Genomic DNA, 24,564 nt, shown 5'->3' with positions numbered 1-24,564 from the left:
ACAAAGTGTTGGGTTTATACAACACTTTGGTTTATGTCCCCAAAGAAAAAGCCGTCTTCCCCAATTTTCAATAGGGTTCGGTTGCTCCGGGTCGAGAGGGACATGTCGCGCGCCCAGCTTGCCGACGCCGTCGGGGTCAACCCCCAAAGCATCGGCGCCCTTGAGCGTGGCGATCACTCTCCCAGCCTCGACCTCGCGTTCAGCATCTGCGAAGTATTCGACCTCCCTGTCGAAGCCGTCTTCTCGCGCACCGAATTCCAGCCCTTGTCAACAGAGATTTACCGAAGGGATTAACCCAATGACCATTCAAAGCTCCGCCGCAGTCCAGGGACGCGTAGCCAAGCGCAAGCGCCTCGTATTTTTATCCAGCTGGGGCCTCACCCTCATCTTATTGTCTGTTCCCCTACAGTTTGTAGATCAGTTTTGGCCTTTCACGCTCGCCTGCACAGGTGCAATCATGACTGGCATGTATGTAGCACAGCTACGCAAGACCATCGGCTACGCAGACCTTCCCACCACCGAGCTCGACGAATACATGCTGCAACTGCACATCGAAGCCCGCGACGACGGTCTGAAGACGGCCCTCATATCTTCCCTGCTATTGCTCCTCGCTTGCGGCGCCATTTCAGTGGGCACGCATTTCGTCGATTCGATGGACGGGATCTTTGTCGCCGTCTTGTTCTTCAAACTCATCCTGCTGCAGATGCTGTGTATTCCCTTCAGCGTCGCACAATCCCTCGCCGGCAAAATCAACCGCGACGAGCTCATCTCTAAGGAATAATCATGCCTTCACGTTCCCGTTATGGTCCTGTGGCTCGGCGGGAATGCTGGCCGGCGTGCTGATGTTCGGAGCATCATCGTAGTCATAAGGAATGGGCACGCCGCCTTCGTCGGTGCGCCCATACCACTCAGTGGCTTGCTCCGAGGTGGAGTCGAACTCCGCGCCAATAGAATACTCCGCTTCTTCCCCGTCGAGGCCCAGCGGAATCCGCCCGTACTTAGAAAAGACCAGGTAGAGCAGGAGGAAAAACAGGCCCGCTGCCAGCGCGGGGTGAATGTTGTGCGGTATTACCTGAATACGGGGGATTTCTCGCACCGGCCTAACGGAAATCACGCGAGCCGCGGGAGAGCCACTCACCCATGGCAAGCGGCTCCAGCTTGTCTGCCACCACGTTGACCGCGCCCGTGGCATTTTGCACGATGCCACGAATAACCAGCGCTTTAGACGTCCTGGCCACGGTCTTGTTGAGCTGCCACATCCCCGGTGAGACCATCACGTTCATCAAGCCGGTCTCATCCTCCAAGCCCAAAAAGATGACGCCGGCGGCAGTCTGCGGACGCTGCCTATGCGTCACGATGCCCGCAATCCGCACCCGTGTGCCGTCTGGAACCTGCCGCAGCTGCGCGGCGGTGCAGACATGGGCGTCGTTAAGCGCGGCGCGCACGAGCTCCATCGGCTGTTTGTCGTGGGTAACGCCAGTACTGGCGACGTCGGAAGCCATCAGCTCGAAAGCGCTCATGCCAGGCAGGCTCGGCGCAGAAATAGCCGAAAGCCCTGCAAGCATGCCCGCCTTTTCCGTGGCCGCCACCCCCGCCTGCCACAGCGCCTGACGCCGGCTTAGCCCAAAGGTCTCCAGCGCACCGGCACTGGCCAAAGCCTCCACATGTTCCACGCTAAGCTCCGCCCGCCTAGACAGATCCGCGATGTCTTGAAACGGCGCCTGCGCGCATGCATCCTCGATACGCTGCGCAGCCTTCTCCCCCAACCCCTTGATGAGGTTAAGGCCCAGCCGGATCGCCACCTCGCCGCCGTCTTGGACCACCGCACGCGCCTGACACCCCGAAGCGTTCACGTCCAGCGGAAGAACTTCCACGCCGTGCCGCCGCGCATCCTGAATGAGCGATTGCGGCGAATAAAAGCCCATCGGCTGCGCCCGCAAAAGGCCCACACAAAACTGCGCCGGATAGTGATACTTCATCCACGCCGAGAAGTAGACCAACGAGGCAAAAGACTGCGAGTGCGACTCTGGGAAGCCATAGGCTGCAAAGGCCACGATCTTGTTCCACAGTTTGTCCGCAACCTCGCCCTCGATGCCATTCGTCTGCGCGAGCCCATCATAAAAACGCTGCTTGAGCGCGGCCATCCGCGCAGGCGAGCGCTTCGAGCCCATCGCACGCCGCAGGTCATCAGCCTCCGCGCCAGAAAAGCCTGCGGCGTCGACGGCAATCTGCATCAGCTGCTCCTGAAACAGCGGAATGCCCAGCGTCTTGCCCAGGGACTTCTCCAGCACCGGGTGGTCATAGGTCACCGCCTCCTTACCGTCGCGGCGGCGTAGATAAGGATGCACCGAACCGCCCTGAATCGGGCCGGGACGAATGAGCGCAACCTCCACCACCAAGTCGAAGAACTTCTGCGGGCGCAAGCGCGGCAGCGTGGACAGCTGCGCGCGCGATTCCACCTGGAATACCCCCACCGCATCGGCGCGGCAGAGCATGTCATAGACCTCTTTTTCCGCGAGGTCGAGCTCCCACAGATTCACCTTGTGCCCGGTGGTCTCCTCCACCAAGTCCTGCATGTGATGCAGCGCCTCGAGCATGCCAAGGCCCAGTAGATCGAACTTCACCAGTCCGGCCGCCGCGCAGTCATCCTTATCCCACTGCAGCACCGAACGCTTTTCCATCCGCGCCCATTCCATCGGCACCACGTCTGCAATAGGACGGTCGCACAACACCATGCCGCCCGAGTGAATGCCCAGGTGGCGCGGTTGGCCGAGGAATTGCTCCGCCAGCTTAACGACGCCCTCCGGCGGCTCCGAAAGCCCCTTCGACCAGGAATCGGCGCTGCCTTGGGGATAGCCCAAGGCACGCGCTGCATCGCGAACAGCGCCCTTGCGGCGATACGTAATAACGTTGGCCACCTGCGCTGCGCGCTCGCGGCCATGCTTGTCATAGACGTATTGAATGACCTCCTCGCGGCGGCCGGATTCGATGTCGATATCGATGTCCGGTGGGCCATCGCGGTCTGGCGAAAGGAAGCGCTCAAAAAGAAGCCCCGCGGAAATCGGCTCGGCGTTAGTGATTCCTAAGGCAAAACACACCGCGGAGTTCGCCGCCGAGCCGCGCCCCTGGCAGAGGATGTTGGAGCGACGGCAAAAATCCACGAGGTCACACACGATGAGGAAATACCCTGGAAAGGTCAGCTGCTCGATAACGCCTAGCTCGTACTCGATCTGCTTCCACGCCCGCGAGCGAATCGCAGCCGGGCGCGAGGCATAGCGCTCTTCTGCTCGCTGCCAGGTCAGGTGCGTCAGCCAAGACATCTCGGTATGGCCTTCAGGCACCTCGAAGTCAGGCAGGTTCGGCGCGAGCGCATCCCAGGTGAAACTGCACTCCTTTAATACTTTGACGGTCTCGGCGATGAGCTCCGGCCGCTCCGGAAAAAGCTGCGCCATCTGCTCGCCCGAGCGCAGCCAGCCGGCGCCCATCGGGTGCGCATCGGGTTCTGCCTGGTCCAGAGATTTTCTTTGGCTAAGCGCACGCTTTGCCGCGGCTAGGCGCGCTTCCTGCCGTGTGGCGGCAGCGGGCAAGGCAGTGGCGATGGCGCGCAGATTATTGCATTTATCCAGTTCAGCGTGGCGATCTGCGTCCTCAGGAGACATCGTGCAGGAATATTCAAGTACTATGCTGTCTATTTTTATTCTTTCGAGCACATGATCGATTTTGTCCAACCATTGCCAGTCCAGAAGAAACAGACAATAATCTTGCAAACGCTCCGCAATTACTTCCAACGGCGGATAAGCCACCTCGCCCTTCACGCCTGCATCCATGCGCGCTTGAGCAATCAATCGCGATAGCCGACGGTACCCCTCGGGAGTGCGGGCGAGGACGACAAGAGGGCCGTCGACAAGCGAAAGCTCCGCCCCAAACACCGCCGGCAGCCCCGCCTTAGCGGCGGCTTCGGCAAATTTCATCAGGCCATAAAAGCCGTCCTTATCCACCAGTGCAAGCCCCTCTAGCCCCAGCTGCATCGCGCGCGCCACCAGCTCCTCCGGCTCCGAGGCGCCGCCCAAAAAACTATAGGAAGAAACCGCATGCAGCTCCGCGAAAGGCACGGCCGAGACCCCGCGCTCGAGACCCTCGCCGCGCTCCCCCAGGTGTTCCACCGAAACGGGCGTTGCAGCAGGACGGCCGGAAAGAATCCGCTCCACCCGCGACCAAGGCAGCGCCGCCCCACCATTGAACCTCATGGGGAAAAGATATGATCGAAACTATGTTCTAGTCAATTTTCAGCCCCACCCAAAGCGATATAGACAAAGCGGTTCAATCATTGCTAGGTTTCTTGCAACAAACGTTATTTCACTCGAAGGGACACCTCATATCATGCGTATTCGCCGCGTTCTCGCTGCTTCCTCCGCAGTCGTCATCGCAGCCACCAGCCTGGCTGCTTGCTCCTCTGGCGATTCCGACGGCAAGATCGTCGTCGGCACTACCGACGCCGCTAAGAAGGCATGGTCCGCCTTCGAGGACGAAGCCGAGGCGCAAGGCCTTGATATCGAGGTGCAGAACTTCTCGGACTACAACACCCCGAACCAGGCGCTTGACCAAGGCGAACTGGATACCAATAACTTCCAACACCTGAAGTTCTTGGCGGAGTTCAACAAGGGCAACGGCACCGACCTCGTTCCGATCGTCGCCACCGAAATCGTGCCGCTGGCATTGTTCTGGCAGGGCCACGACTCCCTCGACGGCATCGAGGGCCAGGAAGTCGCAATCCCGAATGACACCACCAACCAGGGACGCGCCATCAACGTCCTCGTACAGGCCAAGCTGGTTACGTTGAAGAAGGAAGGCCTCATCACCCCAGGTCTGCCGGATATTGACGAGGCAAAGTCCAAGGTCAAGGTCGTGCCTGTCGACGCCGCGCAAACCCCCGCCGCCTACGGCGAAGGCAAGCCAGCCATCATCAACAACTCCTTCCTCGACCGCGCCGGCATCGACCCCACCACCGCCGTGTTCCAGGATGACCCGAACTCCAAGGAGGCAGAGCCTTATATCAACGCCTTCGTCGTTCGCGCAGAAGACGCCAACAACGAGGAGATTAAGAAGGTCGCCGAAATTTGGCACTCCCAGGCCGTCCAGGACGCCGTCGCAGAGGATTCCAAGGGCACTTCCGTTCCGGTTCAAAAGTCTCCGGAGGAGCTGAAGAAGATCCTCGACCGCGTGACAGAGCAGAGCTAGCGCCGTGCAGCTGAAAAAGATTGCTGCGCTGGCTGCGGCAAGCATTGTTGCGGCCACAGGCCTTGTGGGTTGTTCTTCCAAGTCCTCCGAGTTTGCTGCCGGCACCGCAGAGGATCCAATCATCATCGGCACCACCGATGCCGAGCTTCCGGAGTGGGACGTATTAAAAGATCTCGCCGCCAAGGAAGGCATCGAGATCGAGATGAAAAGCTTCACCGACTATGCCACCCCGAACCAGTCTCTGGCGGAAGGCAGCACGGACACCAACAAGTTTCAGCACCTGAAGTTCCTGGCGGAATACAACGCGGGCAACGGCACCAACCTCGTTCCGGTGGCCTCCACGCAGGTCTACCCGATGCCGCTGTTTTGGAAGGGCCACAAGGATATAAAGGGCATCGAGGGCCAGGAAGTCGCCATCCCGAATGACGCCACCAACCAGGGCCGCGCCATCAACCTGCTGGCCGCCAACGATCTGGTGACTTTGCAGGAAAAAGGCAAGCTAACCCCGGATCCGGCCGACATCGACGAGGCCAAGTCAAAGGTCAAGGTAACCCCGGTCGATGCTTCCCAGACTCCGTCGGCATACGGCGAAGGCACCCCTGCCATCATCACCAATTCCTTCTTCAAGCGCGCGGGCATCAACCCGGCTGAGGCAGTGCTTTACGACGACCCCGAAGCTCCCAGCGCCGATCCCACCATCATGTTCGACCCATACATCAACGTCTGGGCAGTACAAGAAAAGGATAAGGACAACGATAAGGTCAAGCGCTTAGCGCAGCTGTACCTTTCACCAGAGGTCAAAAAGGCAGTGCAGGAGACCACGGGCGGCACCACCATCTTCGTGGATCGTCCGCAAAATGAACTCCAGGAAATCCTGGATCGCTTGGAGACTTCCTCCGCCGAGTAAGGTCTTAGAAGGTTTTAGCCAGTCACAACAATATGAAGGAAACGCCTCACGTGACAGATAATCCCGGTGCCAAGCACGGCACCCGCATTGAGTTCCGCAATATCACCAAGGTCTTTACAAATAACAAGACCGAAACCAAGGCGCTTGACGACGTCTCGCTGACCGTCGAGCCCGGTGAAATCGTCGGCATCATCGGCTTTTCCGGCGCGGGTAAGTCCACACTGGTGCGCATGATCAACGGCTTAGATAAGCCCACCTCGGGCCAGCTCCTGCTGGATGGCACCGACATCGTCGGCATGCCGGAGTCCAAGCTGCGCGGTATCCGCCGCAACATCGGCATGATTTTCCAGCAGTTTAATTTGATGACCTCGCGCACCGCGGCAGGCAACATCGAATACCCGCTGCGCCTAGCCGGTATGCCGAAGGAAGAACGCAAAAAGCGCGTGGAGGAGCTCCTGCAGTTCGTGGGCCTTGGCGATAAGGGCTCGAATTACCCGGAGCAGCTGTCCGGCGGTCAGAAGCAGCGTGTGGGCATCGCTCGCGCGCTGGCGACCAACCCTTCGCTGTTGCTGGCTGACGAAGCCACCTCCGCACTCGATCCCACCACCACTCACGAGGTGCTGGATCTGCTGCGCAAGGTCAACCGCGACCTGGGTATTACCATCGTCGTGATTACCCACGAGATGGACGTGGTTCGTTCCATCGCGGATAAGGTCGCCGTCATGGAAGCCGGCCGCGTAATCGAGGCCGGCAGCGTCTACGAGGTCTTTTCCAACCCGCGCACGGAAGTCGCTTCCAAGTTCGTTGCCACTTCCCTGCGCAACACCCCAGACCTGGTAGAAGCAGACGACCTCCTCGCCCACGAGGGCCGCCTTTTCACCATCAACCTGACCGAGAACTCCGGCTTTTTCACCGCATCGGCACGCTTGGCGGAAAAGGGCGTGTCTATCGCAGTGGTCCACGGCGGTATCACGACTCTGCAGAAGCATTCCTTCGGCAAGCTCACCGTGCGCTTGAACGGTAATGCCGCCGCCATCGAGGAGTTCTACCGCACCCTGCAACGCACCACCGAGATTGAGGAGATTTCCCGATGAACGTGACCTACCAAGCTGCCGCTGACTGGGATCGCTTGGGCGATACCCTCATCGAGGCCGTCCAAGACACCCTCATCATGGTCTCAACGACCCTGGTGGTCGCAGGCCTCCTCGGCCTCGTTTTAGGCGTCTTGCTCTACACCACCCGTCCAGGTGGCATCCTGCAGAACAAGGTTGTCTACTTCATCATCAATATCCTGGTGAACTTCATCCGCCCCATCCCGTTCATCATCCTGCTGGCCTTCGCGCAGCCGCTAACCGTGGCGGTCCTTGGTGGATCTATCGGCCGCGAACCTGCGACCTTCGTCATGGTCATCGCAGCCACCTTCGCCGTGGCCCGCATCGTGGAGCAAAACCTGGTCGCCATCGACCCCGGCGTCATTGAAGCAGCCCGCGCGATGGGCGCTTCCCCTTGGAAGATCATCACCTCGGTCATCGTGCCGGAGGCCCTTGGCCCGCTGGTTCTGGGCTATACCTTCCTGTTCATCGGCATCGTAGATATGTCCGCGATGGCCGGCTACGTCGGTGGCGGCGGCTTGGGCGATTTTGCCATCGTCTACGGCTACCGCGCCTTCGAGTGGGAGGTCACCGTGGTGGCCACCCTGATTATCATCGTGCTGGTGCAAGCCGCACAGTTCTTCGGCAACTGGCTCTCGGCCAAGATTATGCGCCGTTAACATCCCCCGCGTGCACACCCACTGCGTGCCACGCCTTTGAGGTCTTCGGGCAGTCTCCACACGAGGAGATGACCCCGGAGACCTCTTTTTGTTCCAGCTCTACCCGCCAGGTGCGGCCGTCGTCGTGGTGCACGGTATCTTCAAGCGCGTGCAACTGCCCATAGCGCAAGGCCTCCCCCGCCTCGATCAGCTCCCGCGCGACTGCCAGTTCCGCCACCTGCCCGCGCGGTTCATAGAGCCCGCTGCCGCGATTGCCCGGGTAGAAATACTCCCCGCGACGCGCCGCCAGCAGCATCTCACGCGCCGCCTCAACGTTAAGCCTGCCAAAGGAATAACCCCACGGCATCAAAAGAATCGACGGAGCGAAACGATGCCCCTTCGTGTGCGAGGTCTCCCATACCTCCTCCGGGAAACTTGCAGCCAGCTCCGCCGCAAGCGGGCGCCCCTTGACCGCACAGCACACGTCCCGACGCCCGTGGGTACAAATCAGCACAAGCGGGCGGGAAAGAACGCCGTCTTCCGGCACCGCAAAATCCAACCCCAAGATGCCTTCCGGGCCGTCTAGGAGATGCTCCATATAAACTCCGCGCTCGGCCCAGACCACGTAGCAGCGATGCTTGCCGTTAATGCTGCGGCCTTCCTTGCCGGGCTTGCGGATAAGCTGCAGCCCTGCCACGCCTTTGAGCTTGGATTTAAGTTCAGCAGTGAGTTCCGGGCCGAAGGTCCCGCCGTCTAAGACATCGCGCGACCAGCCGTTTGGCCACTCGAAGAGCACAAATACGCTTTCTTTCTTGGCAGTGCCCGGAAGCGGCTCAACCTGTACGTCGGAGCAAAAAGTCATGTGCCACAGCTTACCTGCCATCAAAATGAAAATGATGACAACAATGTGGTTAAGAATCCTGCCTTGGCTATACAGAGTCGGTGGCTAGGCAATAGTCTGTTTGCATGCCGAAATTATCCTCCCTCGTGCCTGCTCTCGCTGTCCTTACTCTCGGATCTGTAGCTTTGGTAAGTTGCGCTAGCGACACAGAGGATAAATCCAGTCTCGCGTTCACAGAGGCGATATCTACTACGTCCTCTGTCGAAGGCGCCCCCACGACCTCTGCTCCAGCCGGTGTAACCCCGCTTGGCGTCACCAATCTCAGCCGCAAGACAGAACGCCCCGCGGCGCCTTCCCAGCTGGTTGTCACCGATGTTCGCGTAGGCAATCACAATGGCTTCGAACGCGTCGTCTTCGAATTCACTGGTGAAGGCAGCCCCGGCTGGTTCATCGACTACACTGACACGCCTCTTCAGCAGGGCTCCGGCAACGCCATCGACTATGAAGGCGCCACGGCTCTCAACGTCAACATCGACGGCACCGTTTATCCCTTCGAAAAAGACATGGCCGATCCCAATCTCGGCTCCACCCCCGGCGCAGGCGGTTTTATCACCGAGGTCAAAAGCTCCGGTACATTCGAAGGCCGATCCCAGTTCGTGGTTGGCCTAAAGGAACGCCACCCATATTCCGTGCAGGTCCTGGAAGAACCCACCCGCCTGGTCATCGACTTCCTCGCTGCCACCTAGCAATAGGACGCCTCCACGCTCCACCGCCCGGCCGCCCAGACCAGCAGCCAGGCCCGCTGATTCTGCGCGCCTTGGCCTACCACTTGCAAGCGTGCGAGCCTTTGAGCTTCCTCTCCCCACCACGCAGTATCCACCGGCCATGGCCCAGCCCAGCCGATGACCTGATAGCGCTTGTTACCCCAGCTCAACGCCACTGGCGCCGTGCTCAATAACGCTTCGGCGGTGACGTAGACGTCGTGGGCGGAGGCGTCGAGAAGCCGGATGCGCGAGGCAGGGTGCGCCAAACTTGCCGGCAGCGGCGAGGGAATTCGGCCTGGCCAGCTGCCCTGCGGAGCGGGGTCGCGCTGCTCGCCGTAGGGGACGTACTCGATGCGCTCTGCCACCCCACGCCCGCCGGCCTCCCGCGGCTGCAGTACTCGATCCACGCCCAGCTGCGATTGCACGCGCGCGATGACCCGCTTGGCTTTGTCATTGCTCTTCATCTGCCCCCACAGGCCCTCGCCCTCCGGCGCCGCGGTTTCTACCGGTTCCAACGCCAGCCTGACGACGCCGCCTTCCGCGCCCGCCCGCGCCGAACTCAGCCAGCCATCCAGCTGCCAGCGGACGCGATCGGCCGTTGCGCTTTCATCCAGGGCCTCCTGCGTACGCCACACGCGCTCCAGCACCGCGCCACCTAGAAACTCCGCGACGACCCGTAAACGCACACACGTCTGCCCTGCCTCCGCGAGCACGCTGTGCAGCTGCGCCGCCAACTGGCGCGCCGCAAAGGCCGCGGCGTCCACTCGCTCTAAGGGTTCTTCATAGCTGACCTCCACCACCAAATCCGGCCGCGCAAGCTCCGGCGCCACCCGCCTATCCGGGACGGCATTAGCTATGTCATGACAACGCCTGCCTGCCTGCCCAAAGCGCGTCATTACTTGCCTAGCCGGCAACGCCGCCAGCTCGCCGAGGTTACTAATCCCCAGCTGCCGCAGCTGTTCTACCACTTCTTTCGCGCAGCCCAAAGACACCTCCGCGGCCAGCACGCTTAAGGGCTGGCCCGCCAAAAACTCCCGCGAAGCGCCCTCCGGCACCACCGCGCCCAGGCCATTGTGGCGAGCAGCGATGAGCGCCGTGGCGATTTCGTCTGCCACCCCGACGGTGGCGTCGAGGCCGGCGCGGGAGGCGGCGTCGACAAGCATGTGCACCGCTGTGTCCTCACAGCCGTGGAAACGCCCCGCCGCAGCAGCATCCACGATGACCAGGCCCGGACGCAGCACCTCGATGGAGGAGGCCACCGCATCCAAGCCGACGGCAATCTCGGCGAAAGCAGCGCCATCACGATCCGCGTTATGCTCCTCGACGCGCAGCTCTGGCAGCACCGCCTGCGCCTGGCGCAAGCGCATCCCGCGGCGCACGCCGGCTCGGCGCGCGAGGCCATCGCATACAACGACCTTGTGCTGCGCCACGATAGCTGTAGCCCGCTCCCGCGTTGTGCCTCCCCGCGCTGCGCCTACCCGCGCCGCCTCCTGCATCCGCAGCGCCTGGACCGGCCAATCGGGAAACCACAGCGCCGCGACCCTCATACCGCCTCCAGCCGACGCCGCTGTCCACACGTCACCGTGCCGCGCCGCGCTCGCACGCCCTTAGACTCCACGTTTACTGCAATATCCACGCCGTTAATACGCCCGCTTCCGCGCCCCAGCCCGCGGAAGCTGGTGACTTCCGCTTCGATTTCCGTGGTGGTTCCCGGCAGGCGCACGCCCACCGTCACCACGGCCGCCTGCCCGCCGCGAATCTTCGCCAGAACGGGCCGCGCTTTCGACGGCGTGACTTCCCCAACCCCGCGGTGAATAACGACATCGAGGCCTTCCGCCAACACTCCCGTCACCGACCACGGCTCAGCGCCGGGATCCGGGACGACAATCACGCGGCGCAAATCCCCCGACTCGGCCACTTGTGCGAGAGACAGTTCCGGCCAGCCGACGACGCCGACGTGTCCACCCTGTGCGCTAATATGACAAACAAGCTCGATGATAAGCGCAGGACACTCCCCGCAATACACCGCACTGCGCCGCGCGAGACCCCCACCAGGAAGCAGCCTGGCCAGGGAAGAAGGCACCTCCACCACTTCCTCATCTGGCTGCACTGCCGGGGTGATTCGAGGCGCTTCCAGCTTGTGCATCTGCGCCCGCAAAGCGGCAATCTGGTCCGCGCGACTCTGCCCCGCGGCCACCTCCGCCATGCGAACACTTGTTTGATTCATGCCTCCATTATGGCCCTTCCCCCACGCTCTTGCAATTGCAGTGATAGCGTTAACCGGCATGACTGCCCATGCCAGCGATATCCGCCACCTCGAGACCCCAATCCCCACCCCACACTGGGTACGATTGGGCGCTTCCCTCCTCATCGGCGCCGCCGTGGCTGTGTTGGTCAGCGATGTCCACTTCGGCATCGCCATCGGGGTTGGCCTGCTTTTTCTCATTGCGGCCTTCACCCTCGTTTTTCTACACCCCTACCGCACGCAACTGCGGGCCTACGCGGACAAAAAGAACGTGACGATGCTGCCGAATATCAGCCAGCTCATCCCCCTGATGCTGCTATGGCTCATCGTCATGCTCGCCCCTCTTTTTACGCTTCCCGCCTGGGGCGTGGCCGTGACCTGGCTGCTGATTTCCGGCGCCGCCTTTTTCGTATTCCCCCACGTCGACGGCACCCGCAAGCTAGCTTATGCCTAGCCAGCTTCGTTAAAGCTATCGAGCTCCGTCGGGTCCGGCCAGTATTTCCTGGTCAGGCTATGCTCAACCGGCACCTTCTTTGGCCCGTCGGGGGTAAAGCGCATGCCGACGTGGCCGTCGAAAAGCGTGATGCCATCTCCGCGGGTATCAAAAAGCATGGTGCCAACGGCCGTAACCTGCTCATCCTTGAGCGCTTCGTCCGCGTGGAAGAAACTATCGTCGACGTCCTTCGGGACAACACCGAAAGGCATGGTCAGCTGGATGCTGGCCGCCCGCTCGGCTTTATCCGACGGCGAGGTCAAGTCAAAGTCCGCCTCAGAAGGAAATGGCGTTCCCTCCTCTGCCGCGCAAACCGGAGAAAAGTTCTCCCAGCGGCATACATAATCTGACTCGCGGGCAGGAATGCGAAAAGGCCTTTGATCTCGCACCAACTCATCGCGGTTTTCATCCCACGGCTTCACGTTCACGTTGCCCAGCCCCACCGGGCGCCCGCCATCGCTGCCTGGCAATGCGCGCTCGAAATCCAGGTAGGCATCGTCGTAGCCGTCATAATCAGATTGCAGCTTCTCCAGGCCATCACCCACGACCAGTTTGTCACCATCTAGGGAGTAAGAGACCTTCTGGCCCTCCGCGTAGGTCACCGTGGCCTCGGTGCCCTCGATGTCGACGTCCTCGACGCGCGAGGCAATCTTAATAACGGAGTCTTTAGCCAAATCCTCACCCGCGAAGAAGAGCACCGCCTCGCCGTGGTCCTGGGAAGGCTCGGACTTGTCCTCGCTGTTGTAGCGGCCGACGCGGTCGTCGATAGACACGACTGCGTAACTCATCGGCGCGCAGGGGTCGAACTGGTTATCCACCAGCCCCAGATCATCTCCCATTCCGAGGGAATGCCCGCGCGGGCTATCCAGCCCCACCTTGCGCTGCATCAGGTAATAGCCAGCATAGGTATCGCCTAGGTCAAAGAAAGGATCCGCGCATCCTTCAGCACCTTCCACGGTATCCTTATCGGCCTCGCCGCTCCACAAATCAACCATGTTGAACTCCGGCTCCTTGGAGTCAGATGCAGCGTTTGGATCAAAGAGCGGCTCATCTTTTGAACCCGCAGCAGAGCACGCAACAAGGCTAAGGGATAGGGTCACGCAAGCAATAGGGAGAGATAGACGCATGTAAATAACTTAATCCAGATCATGGCTAGCCGCCCAGCGAGTCAACTGATGACGATTCGACTGCTGCGTCTTGCGCAAGATATTCGACGCGTGCGTCTCCACCGTCTTCACCGAGATAAAGAGACGCTCGCCGATTTCGCGATACGTGTAACCGCGCGCGAGCAGCCGCAGCACCTCGAGCTCGCGCCGTGTTAGCGCGTCGACCGCCGGATCCACGGATTCGTCCGGCGCGCCGGGCTTCGACTCGGCAGGCGCACCCGATGCGAACGCATCGAGCACGAACCCCGCCAGCCGCGGCGAGAAATACGCGTCGCCCTCATGCACCCGGCGCACGGCCGCGGCCAGCTCCGGGCCTGAAATATTCTTCGTCACGTAGCCCCGAGCGCCGGCACGGATGAGCGCGATGACGTCCTCCGCCGCGTCCGAGACACTCAGCGCCAGGTACACCGGGCCCGAGGCGCCACGCAGCACGGCCAACCCGCCGCCGTCCGGCATATGCACGTCAAGCAGCACCACGTCCGGGTGCGCCGACTCAATCCCCGCCACCGCCTCGGCGACGGTACCCGCGTCACCTGCAACTTCGATATCGGCAGCCTGAGCGAGCTCCGCGCGCACGCCGGCACGGAAGACGGAGTGATCATCGACGAGGAAAACGGAAACCATGGCTACAAAACTACCGTGAGCTCCACCTCTGTGCCCTGCCCCAGCGTCGATGTCACCCGTGCGGTGCCCCCGGCGCGTTCCATGCGCCCGCGGATAGAGTCCCGGATTCCGTGCCGGTCCTCAGTCACCGTGTTCGGGTCAAAGCCCGCGCCACGGTCGCGCACAAAAATGGACAGCTCGCCAGCTAAGTTTTCCGCATACACGTCCACCGTATCGACGCCCGCGTGCTTACTGGCGTTGACCATCGCCTCCCGCGCGGCCTGCACCGCGAGCTTCGTGGGCTCGGTAAGCTCGATATCTTCGCCCACCGTCACCGGCGCAATCCGCACCTGGAACAGGTCTTCGACCTCGCCACACGCCGCGGCCAGCGCGCCAAAGACCGTCCCCGGCGCCGCCGAGGGGGCGTCAAATAGCCAGGCGCGCAGCTCGCGTTCCTGCGATCGCGCGAGCCGCGCGACCTCCGCCGGATCCTCCGCGCGTTTTTGAATGAGCGCCAAGGTCTGCAGCACCGAGTCATGCAGGCGCGCCGCCATGATCGCCTGGGCTTCCGATGCCGCCTTCTCCGCGCTCTCATCCGCCACCTGGCGCCACAGCTTGAGCACGAGCGGCACCACGAGGGCGCCGAGGCCGACAACGGTCAGCGCGACCGCCGCCAACGCCGGAATGAAGTCCGCGCCGCCGTCCCACCGCGCGATGGTAATGACCACGCCGGACAAGACAAGCACACTACCCGCAGCAATACTCAGCTTGCTCGATACGTTCTCGAGCCCGCGGTCATAGGCTTGCCACGTCACGAGCGCGCCCGCACCGACGATGACCAGCGGCAGCAGCATGTTGGCTCCGCTGGCCAGCGCGCTGACGACCGCCGCCACGGCAATGAAGACAAGCAACCAGTTAGCCCGGAAGTCGAAGCGGGAGGCGGGCGCGGGGGCATCGGCAGGCTTGGTCGCAACCCATACCCCGGCGTAGAGGAACGCGCCGAGGCCGCCCAAGGCGCACAACGCGGTCAAGACCAGGCGCACGAACAACACGTCAACGCCCAGGTGCGCCGCCACCCCCGCGCCCACGCCCGCCACGACGCGGCCGTCCTGGGGACGTGCCAAAGTCGGGAACGCGGGCTGAATCGCGCGCGACGCGTAGGGAGAACTCATGCGCTTAATCTTCGCACGGCTGCGCCCCGCGCGGATCGGGGTAAACCCTGAAGTTCAAAAATCAGGGCGTTCCCCGATGGTGGCGTACCTCGCGGTGCGTCACGATATAGGTATGAACACCGCGACTCTCAACCAGATGTGGGACACGCGCCCGCCCCGCATCCCGAGAAACCAGGGCGGCAATGCCATGATTGCCGGTGTCTGCGAAGGCATCGGCGTGCGCTACCAAATCGACCCTGTCCTCGTCCGCGTGGCTTTCGTTGTTACCGCGCTCGTCCTCGGCGGCGGCATCGCGCTCTACGCCCTGGCGTGGATGTGCATGCCGCTCTACGGCAAGGCCACCGCACCCGTCCAGGACCTCTTTGGCAAGGCCGACGGCCCAAAGTCCGAATCCAGCCTCGCCATCGGGCTCATCATTCTCTTCGCCGCCACGGCCGGCTTCGGCCCGCTGTTCGGCGAGAAGCAAACCCTCTCCACCGTCGTCATCTTCATCCTCGCCGCCGTAGCCTGGTACGGACTGCACCAACGCCAACCCATCCCGCCCGCCGGCGTCCTCGCGTCGCCGGTCCCCGACGCCACCCCGGGCCCCGATATGTCCGCCTTCACCCCCGTCGAAGGCTACCCATTTCCGCCGGGGCGCACGACCCCACCGTCCTGGGATCCCCTGGGCACGGTGCCCGAGGCCTGGCATCTGCCCGACCCGGCGCCCTACAAGCAGCCTGAGCCAAAGAAGAAGCACCGCGAAGGCGTCATTGCGGCCATCGCGATTTCCGCCGCCGTCATCGCCGGCCTCGGCTTCGTGCTCACCATGACCATGACCAGCGAGGACGAGACCTCCAGCGTCGTACAATTTACCCCGCACGACGGCGCGGAGCTGCAGGACGCCTACGACAATGGCATCGGCAAGCTCACGCTCGACCTGCGCGAGCTGGAGCTCGACTCCCCGCGTACCGTGACCGTCGACAACGGAATTGGTACCACGGAAGTCTACCTGCCGGACAATCTGCCCATCGCGCTCGAATGCGACACCGGCATTGGTGAGAGCAACTGCGTTCCGCGCACCGATCCAGGCGCTAAGCTGACATTAATTATCAATAACGGAATTGGCACTACTACTATTCACGAGTAATGAAAAAGAAGACTATCGCCCTCACCACCGCCGCCCTCGCCGTCCTCACTGTGGGCGGTGGCGGCGCCTACTACCTCACCTTCGGCCCCGACGGCGTGGTGCTCACCGCCGCCGATGTCACGACCGTCGCGGCGAAGGACATCACGCAGTCCGTGCCCGCCACGGGCTCGATCGCACCCGCCCGCGAGGTCTCGCTCGCCACGACGCAGACCGGGCCCATCGTCACGCTCGACGCGAAGGTCGGCCAGCGCGTCACGGCCAACCAGCGCCTCGCCTCCTTCGACACCTCTGCTACCGAACGCGAGCTCCAAAGTCAGCGTGCCGCTCAGGCCGCGGAAGAAGTCGGCGCGTTCAATCAGGTCGAGGACGCGCAGCTCCAGCTCAACCAGCTCCAGGACGCGTTGGATCAAGGCCTCAACGGCGAGGTCAATGCCGCCCGCGCCTCCGTGGACACCGCGCAGCACAGCTTCGACGACGCGCAGCAGGCCGTCGCCGAGTCCCGCGCCGCCGCAGATCCTTCCGTCGCCGAAGCCGCCGCCGCGGTAGACACGGCCCGCGCTGGGCTGCGCACCGCGAATAACGCATCGCTCCAGGCCGCGCTCGCCTCGCTCGGTACTGCTGGCGAGGCCACCGCAGACAGCGCCACCATGGCCACGTCGCTGCTCGCCTCGACCGAGGCGGATGACGCGGTCAGCGACGCCCAGAACCAGGTTGACCGCGCCGAGGAGTCCTACGCCCGCGCGCTCGAGGCCGTGGACCGCGAGGTCGGTGCCAAACAGCGCGCCGCCAACGCTGCCTACGCCCAGCTTTCCGATGCCCAGCTCGCCCAGCGCGCCGCCGAGCTCAGCGCCCAACAGCAAATCGACGCGCAGTCCCAGGCCGTCAACCACGCCCTCAAGTCCGCCGCGGGCGCACGCGTCGCCGCCGAGGAAGCCAATGCGAAACTCGAGTTCGACATCTCTGGTTCTCAGCTATTTTCTCCGCTTAATGGAGTGATCACGTCCGTCACCGCGCAGCAAGGCCGCCCCGCCGAGGGGCCACTGCTCGCGATCGCGGATGACTCGTCCCTCCTCGTCAAGGCAACGGTCAAGGAAGCCGACATCGCGGATATCGAGGTCGGCGACCGCGTCACGTTCACCTCCCCCAGCCAGCCGCATAAGGAATACACGGGCACCGTGTCCTTCATCTCGCCCGTCTCCGCCGCCCCCGCCGCCCCCGCCGAGGCCGCCGGCTCCGGGGCCTCCGCACCGGCGGCGAGCGGCACCGGCACGGGTTCGGGAAAAGCCGAGTTCCCCATCGAAGTCCGCGTGGACGGCAACCGCGAGGGCCTGCGTCTAGGTTCCACGGCAAAGGTCAAGGTCGTCACGCACGAGGACAAAGACGCGCTGACGGTTCCGCTCAGCGCGCTCATCGATGGCGACAAAGCCGTGCTCGTCGTTTCCGACTCCGGCACCATCGAGCGCCGCGACGTGAAATTGGGCACCCGCACCGATTTCGAAGCCGCCGTCACCTCTGGCCTCCACCGCGGCGACCGCGTGCTCACCCAGGGCGCGGCCCACGAAGGCGACGTAGGCCAACAGGCATCCCTGCCCGACGCAGCGAGCGGAGAGAAATGAGCCTCATCGACATGCGAGGCATCGTCAAGCGCTTTAACGAAGGCACCGATGCCGAAATCACCGTCCTGCCCGGCTGCGACTTTCAGATGGAGCCCGGCGAGTTCGTCGCCGTCATTGGCCAGTCCGGCTCCGGCAAATCTACGCTCATGAACATCATTGGGCTGCTCGATCGCCCCACCGCGGGCACGTATTTCCTCGGCGGCGAGGACGTCTCCACCTACAACGATGACGCGCTCGCCCGCCTGCGCGCCGACAAGCTCGGCTTCGTCTTCCAGAACTTCAACCTCATCGGCCGCATCACCGCGCTCGCCAACGTGGAGATGCCCATGGTCTACGCCGGCGTGCCCCGCCGCGAACGCGCCCGCCGAGCCGCCGAGCTCCTCGACCTCGTCGGCATGTCCGAGCGCGCCAGCCACCTGCCCAACGAACTCTCCGGCGGCCAGAAGCAACGCGTCGCCATCGCCCGCGCGCTCGCCAACAACCCGGAGGTCATCCTCGCCGACGAGCCCACCGGAGCCCTTGACTCCCAGACCGGCCGCCTCGTCATGGACCTCTTCCACGAGCTCAACCGCGAGCGCGGCACCTCCATCGTGTTTATCACCCACAACCCGGAGCTTGCCGCCGAGTGCTCGCGCACCGTAACCATGACGGACGGGGTGCTGAAATGAATCTCACCGAATCCCTGCGCATGGCGCTCACCTCGCTGCGCACCAACAAGATGCGCTCGCTACTCACGCTGCTGGGCGTCATTATCGGCATTGCCGCCGTCATCGCGATCCTCACCCTCGGCTCCGCGCTCAAGGGCCAGTTCACCTCTGACCTCGACAAGGTCGGCGCCAATAACTTCCAGGTCCAGGTCAAGGAACGCACCGACGAAGGCGAGACCGACTACTACGTCGAATCCTCCGTCGACGACCCCGACTCCCTCCTCACCCCCGAACAGCTCGAGCAAGTGCGCACGGCGCTCGCTCCCGACGTCGAGGGCGTCATCATCGGCGAAACCGACACGTATCCGGGCGACCTGGCGGTAGAGGGGGCATCGGAAAGCTCAGCGGTAGCGGTGAAACCCACCAACCCGGACTACGTAACGGCCTCGCAGTTCACCGTCCGCACCGGCCGCGCACTCACGGACGACGACATCGCGGCCGACCGTGCCGTGACCATGCTCTCCGCCGCGACCGCCACCGATCTCTTCGGCGACGCCGACCCGGTGGGCCAGACATTGAATTTTGCCCCGCTCGACGGCACGGATCTGGAACTCACCGTCATCGGCGTCTACGACACCCCCGACACCGGCGCGCTCATCGGTGGCGGCGAGGCCGAATACGCGCTCGTGCCCTATCCCCTCGCTGCCCAGCTTTCCGATGCCCCTTTAGCCGGCGAAGCCTTTTCCTCCGTGTCCCTGCGCGCGGCGCCCGGCACGGACAAGGCCGCGCTCGGCGCGCGGCTCCAAGCGGCCTTCGACTCGATGTACGCCGACAACGAGGACTACCGCGTCGAGGTCACCGACTTCAGCAAGGACCTCGCGAGCCTCAACCAGCTGCTCACGGCGTTGTCCGCGGCGATTGCGGCGATCGGCGGGATCTCGCTGCTCGTCGGCGGCATCGGAGTTATGAACATCATGCTGATTACCGTCACGGAGCGCACGCGCGAGATTGGCGTGCGCAAGGCGCTCGGCGCGCGGCGGAGTGACATCCGCCTGCAGTTCGTGACGGAGGCCATCATCGTGTGTCTCATCGGCGGGCTCATCGGCGTAGTGCTCGGCTCTGTTGCGGGCATGATCGGCTCGTCGCTCATGGGCTACTTCGTGTTCCCGCCGCTCGCCGCGATTGTGGTCTCGCTGCTCTTCGCGCTCGCCATCGGGCTCTTCTTCGGCTACTACCCCGCCGGCAAGGCGGCAAAACTCGACCCGATTGAGGCGCTGCGCTACGAGTAGCCTGGCTGCATAATTCATTTCGGCAACGACTACAACGAAACTGCCCATCCCGCCGTCCTCCCCGCGTTCGCGGTGCCCGGATCGCATGCGGGCTACGGTCTCGACGAGCACTCCGCCCGCGCCGCGTCGCTCATTCGCGGCGCGTGTGGCGCGCCCGCCGCAGACGTGCACTTCATGGTAGGCGGCACGCAGGCCAACACGACGGCCTGCGCGCGGTGCGTTTCTGCACGTCCTGGTCCACGCGCGACGAGGACGTCGACGCGCTTTGCGCCTCCATCGCCCAACTCTAGGTCTACCCCTGTTCGAATACCCCTGTTCGACAAATACATTGGACAATCGGTTGCAGGCTTTCCGACGCCTCCTTAACCTCCGTGGCATGACCGTCTCGATCTTCGATGCCCTTGCTCTCGGCGTCGATTCTCTCAAGGAAGCCGCAGGACTCACCTTGGCTGAACTCCGCGACCGCGGCCTGACGCTCGCCGACGCCACGTTCATCCAGCCCTTGGCCGCCGTCTACTGGCGCACTAAGCCCAAAGGCATCGCCGAGGCCCGCAAGGCCGCCCGCGCTGCCGGCCACAGCCTGCGCGTGCTCGCCCGCATCGAGGTGCTCGCCGCGCGCTGCGACGACCCTAACGCCGCCCGCGTCACCTTGTGTGGAACCGCGGAGACCAAGCTCGATGAGGTCGGAGCGAGTCTTGCCAAGCCGAAGACCCGCGTGGAGTCCGCCCGCCATACCTATGGCAAAGACGGCTGGCACCGTTTGGTGATTAATACCCAAGACCCGTGGCTGATGGACATGCTCAGCGCGCTGCCCGGCGACGACCTGCTCGACGGGTTCAAACAGTTCGTCGCCGGCGGGGAGCAGGTGAAGTCCCCGGCTCGTGCTGCGCACGTAGTTATTCGTCTCGACGAGCATGAGGAGTACCTCGCCGAGGGCAAGCTCATTCGTGCCACGGATGGCACGGTGCGCCCGGCTCGTTTGCTTGTGCAGGAGAAGTTGGCGGAGGTCGGCTACGTTACGTTGGTGACTGATTGGGGTGAGCCGGTGGATTGCTTTAAGTCGACGCCGATCTTCAACGAGAAGCAAACACTCATGGCGTTCGCGCTGCATCCGCAGTGTATTCACCCGGGATGTGTGACCCCGGCTTTGGAGTGCGAGCGTGACCATTTCATCCCGCGGAACAAAGGCGGCGACACGAACGTCGCGAACCTTGTGCCGCTGTGCCGGTTCCATAACGGACGCAAGGCCGACGGGGATTCGTATACCCACGATACCGAGGGCAATTACTGGTACGTCACGCCCTACGGCAAGCGCTACCTCTGCACGGTGGACTAACCCCCACAAACGACAACCCGCCCCGAAAGGCGGGTCATTCGACATGCCGTTTTAGTTTTTCGTGCCGCCGAAAACGTCGGACATGGCGGTGACGTCGAGGGCCACATCGATGTCAGCGACCTGGTTAGCGGTGAGCACGATGTCGGCGGCGGCGAGATTCTCACGCAAACGCTCGGGCTTGCGGCTGCCGGGGATGGGCACCGCGCACTTCGCGATGAACTGCGCGCCGAGCTCCTCGCCCACTCCCCGCTGCTGGCGTTTAGCACCCATGTGTCCAGGCTCCGCCCAAACCGCGTGTCCATCCCGCTTGCCGATGCCCCCGGCCCGCACGCCGCGGCGCCCGCGCGCGAACTATACGAGGCGCTCGTTCGCGACTAGGCTGATTCGACGTGAAGCCACAACATACTCCTGCCGAACGCCGCGCTGCCGGCAAAGCAGCCCGCAAGCACACCCCGCGCCGTACCCTCGGCTCGTGGCAGCCTGCCGAGGACCGCGACCCTTTGGGCATCATCCACGCGCAGGCTCCGGCGCGCGTCGCGGAGCTGCTGCCGCTGCGCTACGCGCGGATGGGGGAGTCGGCGTTCGCGTTCTACCGCGGCGGAGCGGCGATTATGGCGGCGGACCTCGCGTCGTTGGCTACCTCAGGCATCACGGTCCAGGCCTGCGGAGACGCGCATATCTCGAACTTCGGGCTCTTCTCTGCGCCGGATCGGCGCACGGTCTTCGACCTCAACGATTTCGATGAGACGTTGCCGGGTCCCTGGGAGTGGGACGTTGCGCGACTGGTGACCAGCGTGGAAATTTGCGCGCGCGAGCGCGGCTTTGATCCGGAGGAGCTCGTCAAGTCCACCGTTGCCGCCTACCACCGGGCGATGTCTCGTTTCGCGGACATGGGCAACCTCGACGTGTGGTACGCACGCTTCGAGATGGAGGCGACACTCGATGAATTCGGTGGACGACTGGGCAAGAAGTCCGTCAAGAGCGTGCGCAAGCTCATCGCGAAAGCCCGTGCCAAGGACAGCCAGCGTGCGGTGGGCAAGCTCACCGAGGTCGTCGACGGGCAACGCCGCATTATCTCGGATCCGCCGGTGCTCGTGCCGCTGCGTGATCTCGTGGAAGGCCCCGAGCGCGAGCTTGCCGATGCCGTCGTGCGCGAAGCGCTGAGCTCCTATCTAGCCACGCTCGCACCAGAGCGGGCCAGCTTGCTGCGTCAGTACCGCTACCAGGATGCAGCGATGAAGGTCGTGGGCGTGGGCAGCGTGGGCTTGCGTGCGTGGATGGTGGTGTTCGAGGGCAACGGCGAGCACGACCCGCTTGTGCTGCAAATCAAGGAGGCGCGGCCGTCAGCACTCGCGCCCTATCTCCCGGCAAGCGAGTACGCTCATCATGGTCAGCGCGTCGTCGAGGGCCAGCACGCCATCCAGGCGACGGCGGATATCCTGCTCGGCTGGACGCAGGTGGGCGACCACCACTTTTACGTGCGCCAACTGTGGAATGGCAAGGGTTCCATCGATCTCGATGACCTCAGCGCCGAGGAACTCAACGCGGTCGCCGTGCTCTCCGCCGTCACGCTCGCCCGCGCCCACGCCCGGACCGGTGACCGACTAGCCATCGCGGGCTATCTGGGTAAAGGTACCGCCTTCGAGCGCTCCGCCGCCCGGTTCGCGCGGGCCTATGCCGACCAGAACGAGGCCGACTGGCAGGCGTTTCGCGCCGAATTCCTCTAAAACGCGCACAGCGCCCCGCCGAGATCGGCGAGGCGCTGCGGGGCGGGCGGGATTATTCCCACTCGATGGTTCCTGGCGGCTTGGAGGTTACGTCCAGCACGACTCGGTTGACTTCCTTGACCTCGTTGGTGATACGGGTGGAGATCTTCTCCAACACGTCATAAGGCAGGCGGGTCCAGTCTGCGGTCATGGCATCCTCAGAAGATACCGGGCGCAGCACAATTGGGTGGCCGTAGGTGCGGCCGTCGCCTTGGACGCCTACGGAGCGGACGTCGGCAAGCAGTACCACCGGGCACTGCCAGATCTCGCCGTCTAGGCCAGCATTGGTCAGCTCGGTACGTGCGATGAGATCTGCCTCGCGCAAGGTCTCCAAACGCTCTTCAGTAACCTCTCCGATGATGCGGATGCCCAGGCCCGGGCCCGGGAACGGCTGGCGCGCCACGATCTCTTCCGGCAAGCCCAGCTCGCGGCCCACCGCACGAACCTCATCCTTGAACAGCAAGCGCAGTGGCTCGACGAGCTCAAACTCGACGTCGTCAGGCAGGCCGCCCACGTTGTGGTGGGACTTGATGTTTGCGGTGCCGTCGCCGCCGCCGGACTCCACGACGTCCGGGTACAGGGTGCCCTGGACGAGGAAGTCAACGGTGGAACCTGCAGGGGCGTCGTTAAGCACGCCTGCAACAGCACGTTCGAAGGAACGGATGAACTCCGCACCGATTGCCTTACGCTTAGCCTCCGGCTCGGTCACGCCGGCGAGCTTGGCAAGGAACGCCTCGCGTTCGTCTGCGGTGACGAGCTTTGCGCCTGTCGACGCCACGAAGTCCTTCTCCACCTGCTCACGCTCACCCGCGCGCAGCAGGCCGTGGTCGACGAAGACACAGGTCAGACGGTCACCGATAGCGCGCTGCACCAACGCGGCAGCCACAGCGGAGTCCACTCCGCCGGATAGGCCGCAAATGGCGCGGCCTTCCGGACCTACCTGCTTCTGGATATCAGCGATAAGCTGCTCCGCAATGTTGTCTGCAGTCCAGTTCTGCTCTAGGCCTGCGACCTCGGTGAGGAAGCGGGTAAGCACTTCCTGGCCGTGCGGCGAGTGCAGTACCTCTGGGTGGTACTGCACGCCTGCCATACGCTTTTCAAGGCACTCAAAAGCCGCCACCGGCGCACCCGCCGAGGAGGCAGTAACCTCGAAGCCTTCCGGAGCCTCGGAGACAGAGTCGCCGTGGGACATCCACACCTTGTGTGTGGCCTCGAGGCCCCGGTGCAGGACACCGCCGGAAACGTTAACGTCGGTGCGGCCGTATTCACGAGAGCCAGTCGAGGCGACCGTGCCGCCGAGCGCTTGGGTCATAGCCTGGAAGCCGTAGCAGATGCCGAAGACCGGGATGCCCAGCTCAAGCAGCTCGGGTTTCAGAGAAGGAGCGCCATCCGCATAGACAGAAGACGGGCCGCCGGAGAGAATCAGAGCGACCGGATTCTTGGCCTTGATTTCTTCCACGGTGGCAGAGTTGGGAACAACCTCAGAGTAGATGTTGGCCTCACGGACGCGACGTGCGATGAGCTGCGCGTACTGAGCGCCAAAGTCCACAACGAGGACTGGACGCGGAGTAGTGGTTGGGTTAGTCACGCGCTACAGTCTAG

Annotated in this window: 24 protein-coding genes; 14 read left to right on the top strand and 10 right to left on the bottom strand. The window is 63.2% G+C overall.

What is annotated here, in order from left to right; genetic code table 11:
- Positions 1 to 33: 33 nt before the first annotated feature.
- Both QKB66_RS11340 and QKB66_RS11335 read left to right on the top strand, forming a co-directional pair.
- Entirely contained in the window at positions 34 to 294 is a 261-nt protein-coding gene (locus QKB66_RS11340; RefSeq protein ID WP_414253326.1) for a helix-turn-helix transcriptional regulator, read from the top strand.
- A 4-nt stretch (positions 295 to 298) separates the two neighbouring features.
- On the top strand, positions 299 to 781 hold the full coding sequence (locus tag QKB66_RS11335; protein ID WP_414253325.1) for a hypothetical protein: 483 nt from the start codon (positions 299 to 301) through the stop codon (positions 779 to 781).
- On the opposite strand, the gene QKB66_RS11330 is transcribed toward QKB66_RS11335, so the two are convergent.
- Together QKB66_RS11330 and QKB66_RS11325 are read right to left on the bottom strand one after the other, a co-directional pair.
- Positions 782 to 1,114 (bottom strand): hypothetical protein, encoded by a 333-nt coding sequence (locus QKB66_RS11330; RefSeq protein ID WP_414253324.1) that lies wholly within the window; start codon positions 1,112 to 1,114, stop codon positions 782 to 784.
- Entirely contained in the window at positions 1,101 to 4,247 is a 3,147-nt protein-coding gene (locus QKB66_RS11325) for an error-prone DNA polymerase (RefSeq protein WP_414253323.1), read from the bottom strand. The genes QKB66_RS11330 and QKB66_RS11325 overlap by 14 nt, the downstream gene beginning before the upstream one ends.
- Positions 4,248 to 4,380: 133 nt before the next feature.
- Between QKB66_RS11325 and QKB66_RS11320 the strand changes: the two genes are divergently transcribed.
- From QKB66_RS11320 to QKB66_RS11305, 4 genes are read left to right on the top strand one after another with little or no spacing between them, the layout of a single operon-like run.
- The gene (locus tag QKB66_RS11320; protein WP_096336525.1) at positions 4,381 to 5,238 is read left to right on the top strand and encodes a MetQ/NlpA family ABC transporter substrate-binding protein; all 858 of its coding nucleotides are present in this window, start codon (positions 4,381 to 4,383) and stop codon (positions 5,236 to 5,238) included.
- Between the two features lie 4 nt (positions 5,239 to 5,242).
- Entirely contained in the window at positions 5,243 to 6,145 is a 903-nt protein-coding gene (locus QKB66_RS11315; protein WP_239239104.1) for a MetQ/NlpA family ABC transporter substrate-binding protein, read from the top strand.
- Between the two features lie 32 nt (positions 6,146 to 6,177).
- A complete protein-coding gene (locus QKB66_RS11310) occupies positions 6,178 to 7,239 on the top strand; it encodes a methionine ABC transporter ATP-binding protein (protein ID WP_062042132.1) in 1,062 nt (353 codons plus the stop codon).
- Positions 7,236 to 7,916 carry a methionine ABC transporter permease gene (locus QKB66_RS11305; protein ID WP_062035800.1) on the top strand — a complete coding sequence of 227 codons (681 nt, stop codon included), beginning with the start codon at positions 7,236 to 7,238 and terminating at the stop codon, positions 7,914 to 7,916. The genes QKB66_RS11310 and QKB66_RS11305 overlap by 4 nt, the downstream gene beginning before the upstream one ends.
- Here QKB66_RS11305 and QKB66_RS11300 read toward each other — a convergent pair.
- Positions 7,903 to 8,757 carry a sucrase ferredoxin gene (locus tag QKB66_RS11300; RefSeq protein ID WP_414253322.1) on the bottom strand — a complete coding sequence of 285 codons (855 nt, stop codon included), beginning with the start codon at positions 8,755 to 8,757 and terminating at the stop codon, positions 7,903 to 7,905. The genes QKB66_RS11305 and QKB66_RS11300 overlap by 14 nt on opposite strands.
- Before the next feature lie 104 nt (positions 8,758 to 8,861).
- Here QKB66_RS11300 and QKB66_RS11295 point away from each other — a divergent pair, with 104 nt between their 5' ends.
- Positions 8,862 to 9,482 (top strand): hypothetical protein, encoded by a 621-nt coding sequence (locus tag QKB66_RS11295; protein ID WP_414253321.1) that lies wholly within the window; start codon positions 8,862 to 8,864, stop codon positions 9,480 to 9,482.
- Here the strand turns inward: QKB66_RS11295 and QKB66_RS11290 are convergent.
- Both QKB66_RS11290 and QKB66_RS11285 read right to left on the bottom strand, forming a co-directional pair.
- On the bottom strand, positions 9,479 to 11,047 hold the full coding sequence (locus QKB66_RS11290) for a DNA polymerase Y family protein (protein WP_414253320.1): 1,569 nt from the start codon (positions 11,045 to 11,047) through the stop codon (positions 9,479 to 9,481). The genes QKB66_RS11295 and QKB66_RS11290 overlap by 4 nt on opposite strands.
- Entirely contained in the window at positions 11,044 to 11,727 is a 684-nt protein-coding gene (locus QKB66_RS11285; protein WP_248092593.1) for a hypothetical protein, read from the bottom strand. The genes QKB66_RS11290 and QKB66_RS11285 overlap by 4 nt, the downstream gene beginning before the upstream one ends.
- Before the next feature lie 58 nt (positions 11,728 to 11,785).
- On the opposite strand from QKB66_RS11285, the gene QKB66_RS11280 reads away from it, so the two are divergent.
- Entirely contained in the window at positions 11,786 to 12,199 is a 414-nt protein-coding gene (locus QKB66_RS11280) for a hypothetical protein (protein WP_248092594.1), read from the top strand.
- On the opposite strand, the gene QKB66_RS11275 is transcribed toward QKB66_RS11280, so the two are convergent.
- Genes QKB66_RS11275 through QKB66_RS11265 form a run of 3 tightly spaced genes read right to left on the bottom strand, consistent with a single transcriptional unit; the run spans position 12,196 to position 15,179 of the window.
- A complete protein-coding gene (locus tag QKB66_RS11275) occupies positions 12,196 to 13,338 on the bottom strand; it encodes a hypothetical protein (RefSeq protein ID WP_414253319.1) in 1,143 nt (380 codons plus the stop codon). The genes QKB66_RS11280 and QKB66_RS11275 overlap by 4 nt on opposite strands.
- 36 nt (positions 13,339 to 13,374) lie before the next feature.
- The gene (locus QKB66_RS11270) at positions 13,375 to 14,028 is read right to left on the bottom strand and encodes a response regulator transcription factor (protein ID WP_248092596.1); all 654 of its coding nucleotides are present in this window, start codon (positions 14,026 to 14,028) and stop codon (positions 13,375 to 13,377) included.
- 2 nt (positions 14,029 to 14,030) lie between these two features.
- The gene (locus tag QKB66_RS11265; RefSeq protein WP_248092597.1) at positions 14,031 to 15,179 is read right to left on the bottom strand and encodes an ATP-binding protein; all 1,149 of its coding nucleotides are present in this window, start codon (positions 15,177 to 15,179) and stop codon (positions 14,031 to 14,033) included.
- A 112-nt stretch (positions 15,180 to 15,291) separates the two neighbouring features.
- On the opposite strand from QKB66_RS11265, the gene QKB66_RS11260 reads away from it, so the two are divergent.
- The 5 genes from QKB66_RS11260 to QKB66_RS11240 all read left to right on the top strand — a co-directional run bounded on the left by QKB66_RS11260 (position 15,292) and on the right by QKB66_RS11240 (position 21,196).
- Positions 15,292 to 16,308, top strand: a complete 1,017-nt coding sequence (locus QKB66_RS11260; RefSeq protein WP_248092599.1) for a PspC domain-containing protein — start codon at positions 15,292 to 15,294, stop codon at positions 16,306 to 16,308.
- Positions 16,308 to 17,924, top strand: coding sequence for an HlyD family efflux transporter periplasmic adaptor subunit (locus tag QKB66_RS11255; RefSeq protein ID WP_248092600.1), 1,617 nt, complete (start codon positions 16,308 to 16,310; stop codon positions 17,922 to 17,924). Before QKB66_RS11260 ends, QKB66_RS11255 begins: the two co-directional genes overlap by 1 nt.
- Positions 17,921 to 18,592: an ABC transporter ATP-binding protein gene (locus tag QKB66_RS11250; RefSeq protein ID WP_248092603.1), complete on the top strand. Its 672-nt coding sequence runs from the start codon at positions 17,921 to 17,923 to the stop codon at positions 18,590 to 18,592. Before QKB66_RS11255 ends, QKB66_RS11250 begins: the two co-directional genes overlap by 4 nt.
- Positions 18,589 to 19,860, top strand: coding sequence for an ABC transporter permease (locus QKB66_RS11245; protein ID WP_248092606.1), 1,272 nt, complete (start codon positions 18,589 to 18,591; stop codon positions 19,858 to 19,860). The genes QKB66_RS11250 and QKB66_RS11245 overlap by 4 nt, the downstream gene beginning before the upstream one ends.
- A 376-nt stretch (positions 19,861 to 20,236) precedes the next feature.
- On the top strand, positions 20,237 to 21,196 hold the full coding sequence (locus tag QKB66_RS11240) for an HNH endonuclease signature motif containing protein (RefSeq protein ID WP_414253318.1): 960 nt from the start codon (positions 20,237 to 20,239) through the stop codon (positions 21,194 to 21,196).
- Between the two features lie 51 nt (positions 21,197 to 21,247).
- Here QKB66_RS11240 and QKB66_RS11235 read toward each other — a convergent pair whose 3' ends face one another.
- The gene (locus QKB66_RS11235) at positions 21,248 to 21,466 is read right to left on the bottom strand and encodes an aldo/keto reductase (RefSeq protein ID WP_414253317.1); all 219 of its coding nucleotides are present in this window, start codon (positions 21,464 to 21,466) and stop codon (positions 21,248 to 21,250) included.
- 119 nt (positions 21,467 to 21,585) lie between these two features.
- Between QKB66_RS11235 and QKB66_RS11230 the strand changes: the two genes are divergently transcribed.
- Positions 21,586 to 22,923: a DUF2252 domain-containing protein gene (locus QKB66_RS11230; RefSeq protein ID WP_414253316.1), complete on the top strand. Its 1,338-nt coding sequence runs from the start codon at positions 21,586 to 21,588 to the stop codon at positions 22,921 to 22,923.
- 52 nt (positions 22,924 to 22,975) lie between these two features.
- On the opposite strand, the gene guaA is transcribed toward QKB66_RS11230, so the two are convergent.
- A complete protein-coding gene (gene guaA / locus QKB66_RS11225; RefSeq protein WP_414253315.1) occupies positions 22,976 to 24,550 on the bottom strand; it encodes a glutamine-hydrolyzing GMP synthase in 1,575 nt (524 codons plus the stop codon).
- Between the last annotated feature and the right edge of the window lie 14 nt (positions 24,551 to 24,564).

The sequence above is a fragment of the Corynebacterium sp. c25Ua_89 genome (assembly GCF_047459735.1).
Taxonomy (GTDB): domain Bacteria; phylum Actinomycetota; class Actinomycetes; order Mycobacteriales; family Mycobacteriaceae; genus Corynebacterium; species Corynebacterium simulans.
The sequence above is the reverse complement of the archived record's forward strand: the minus strand, read 5'-3'. Positions and strand labels throughout refer to the sequence as shown.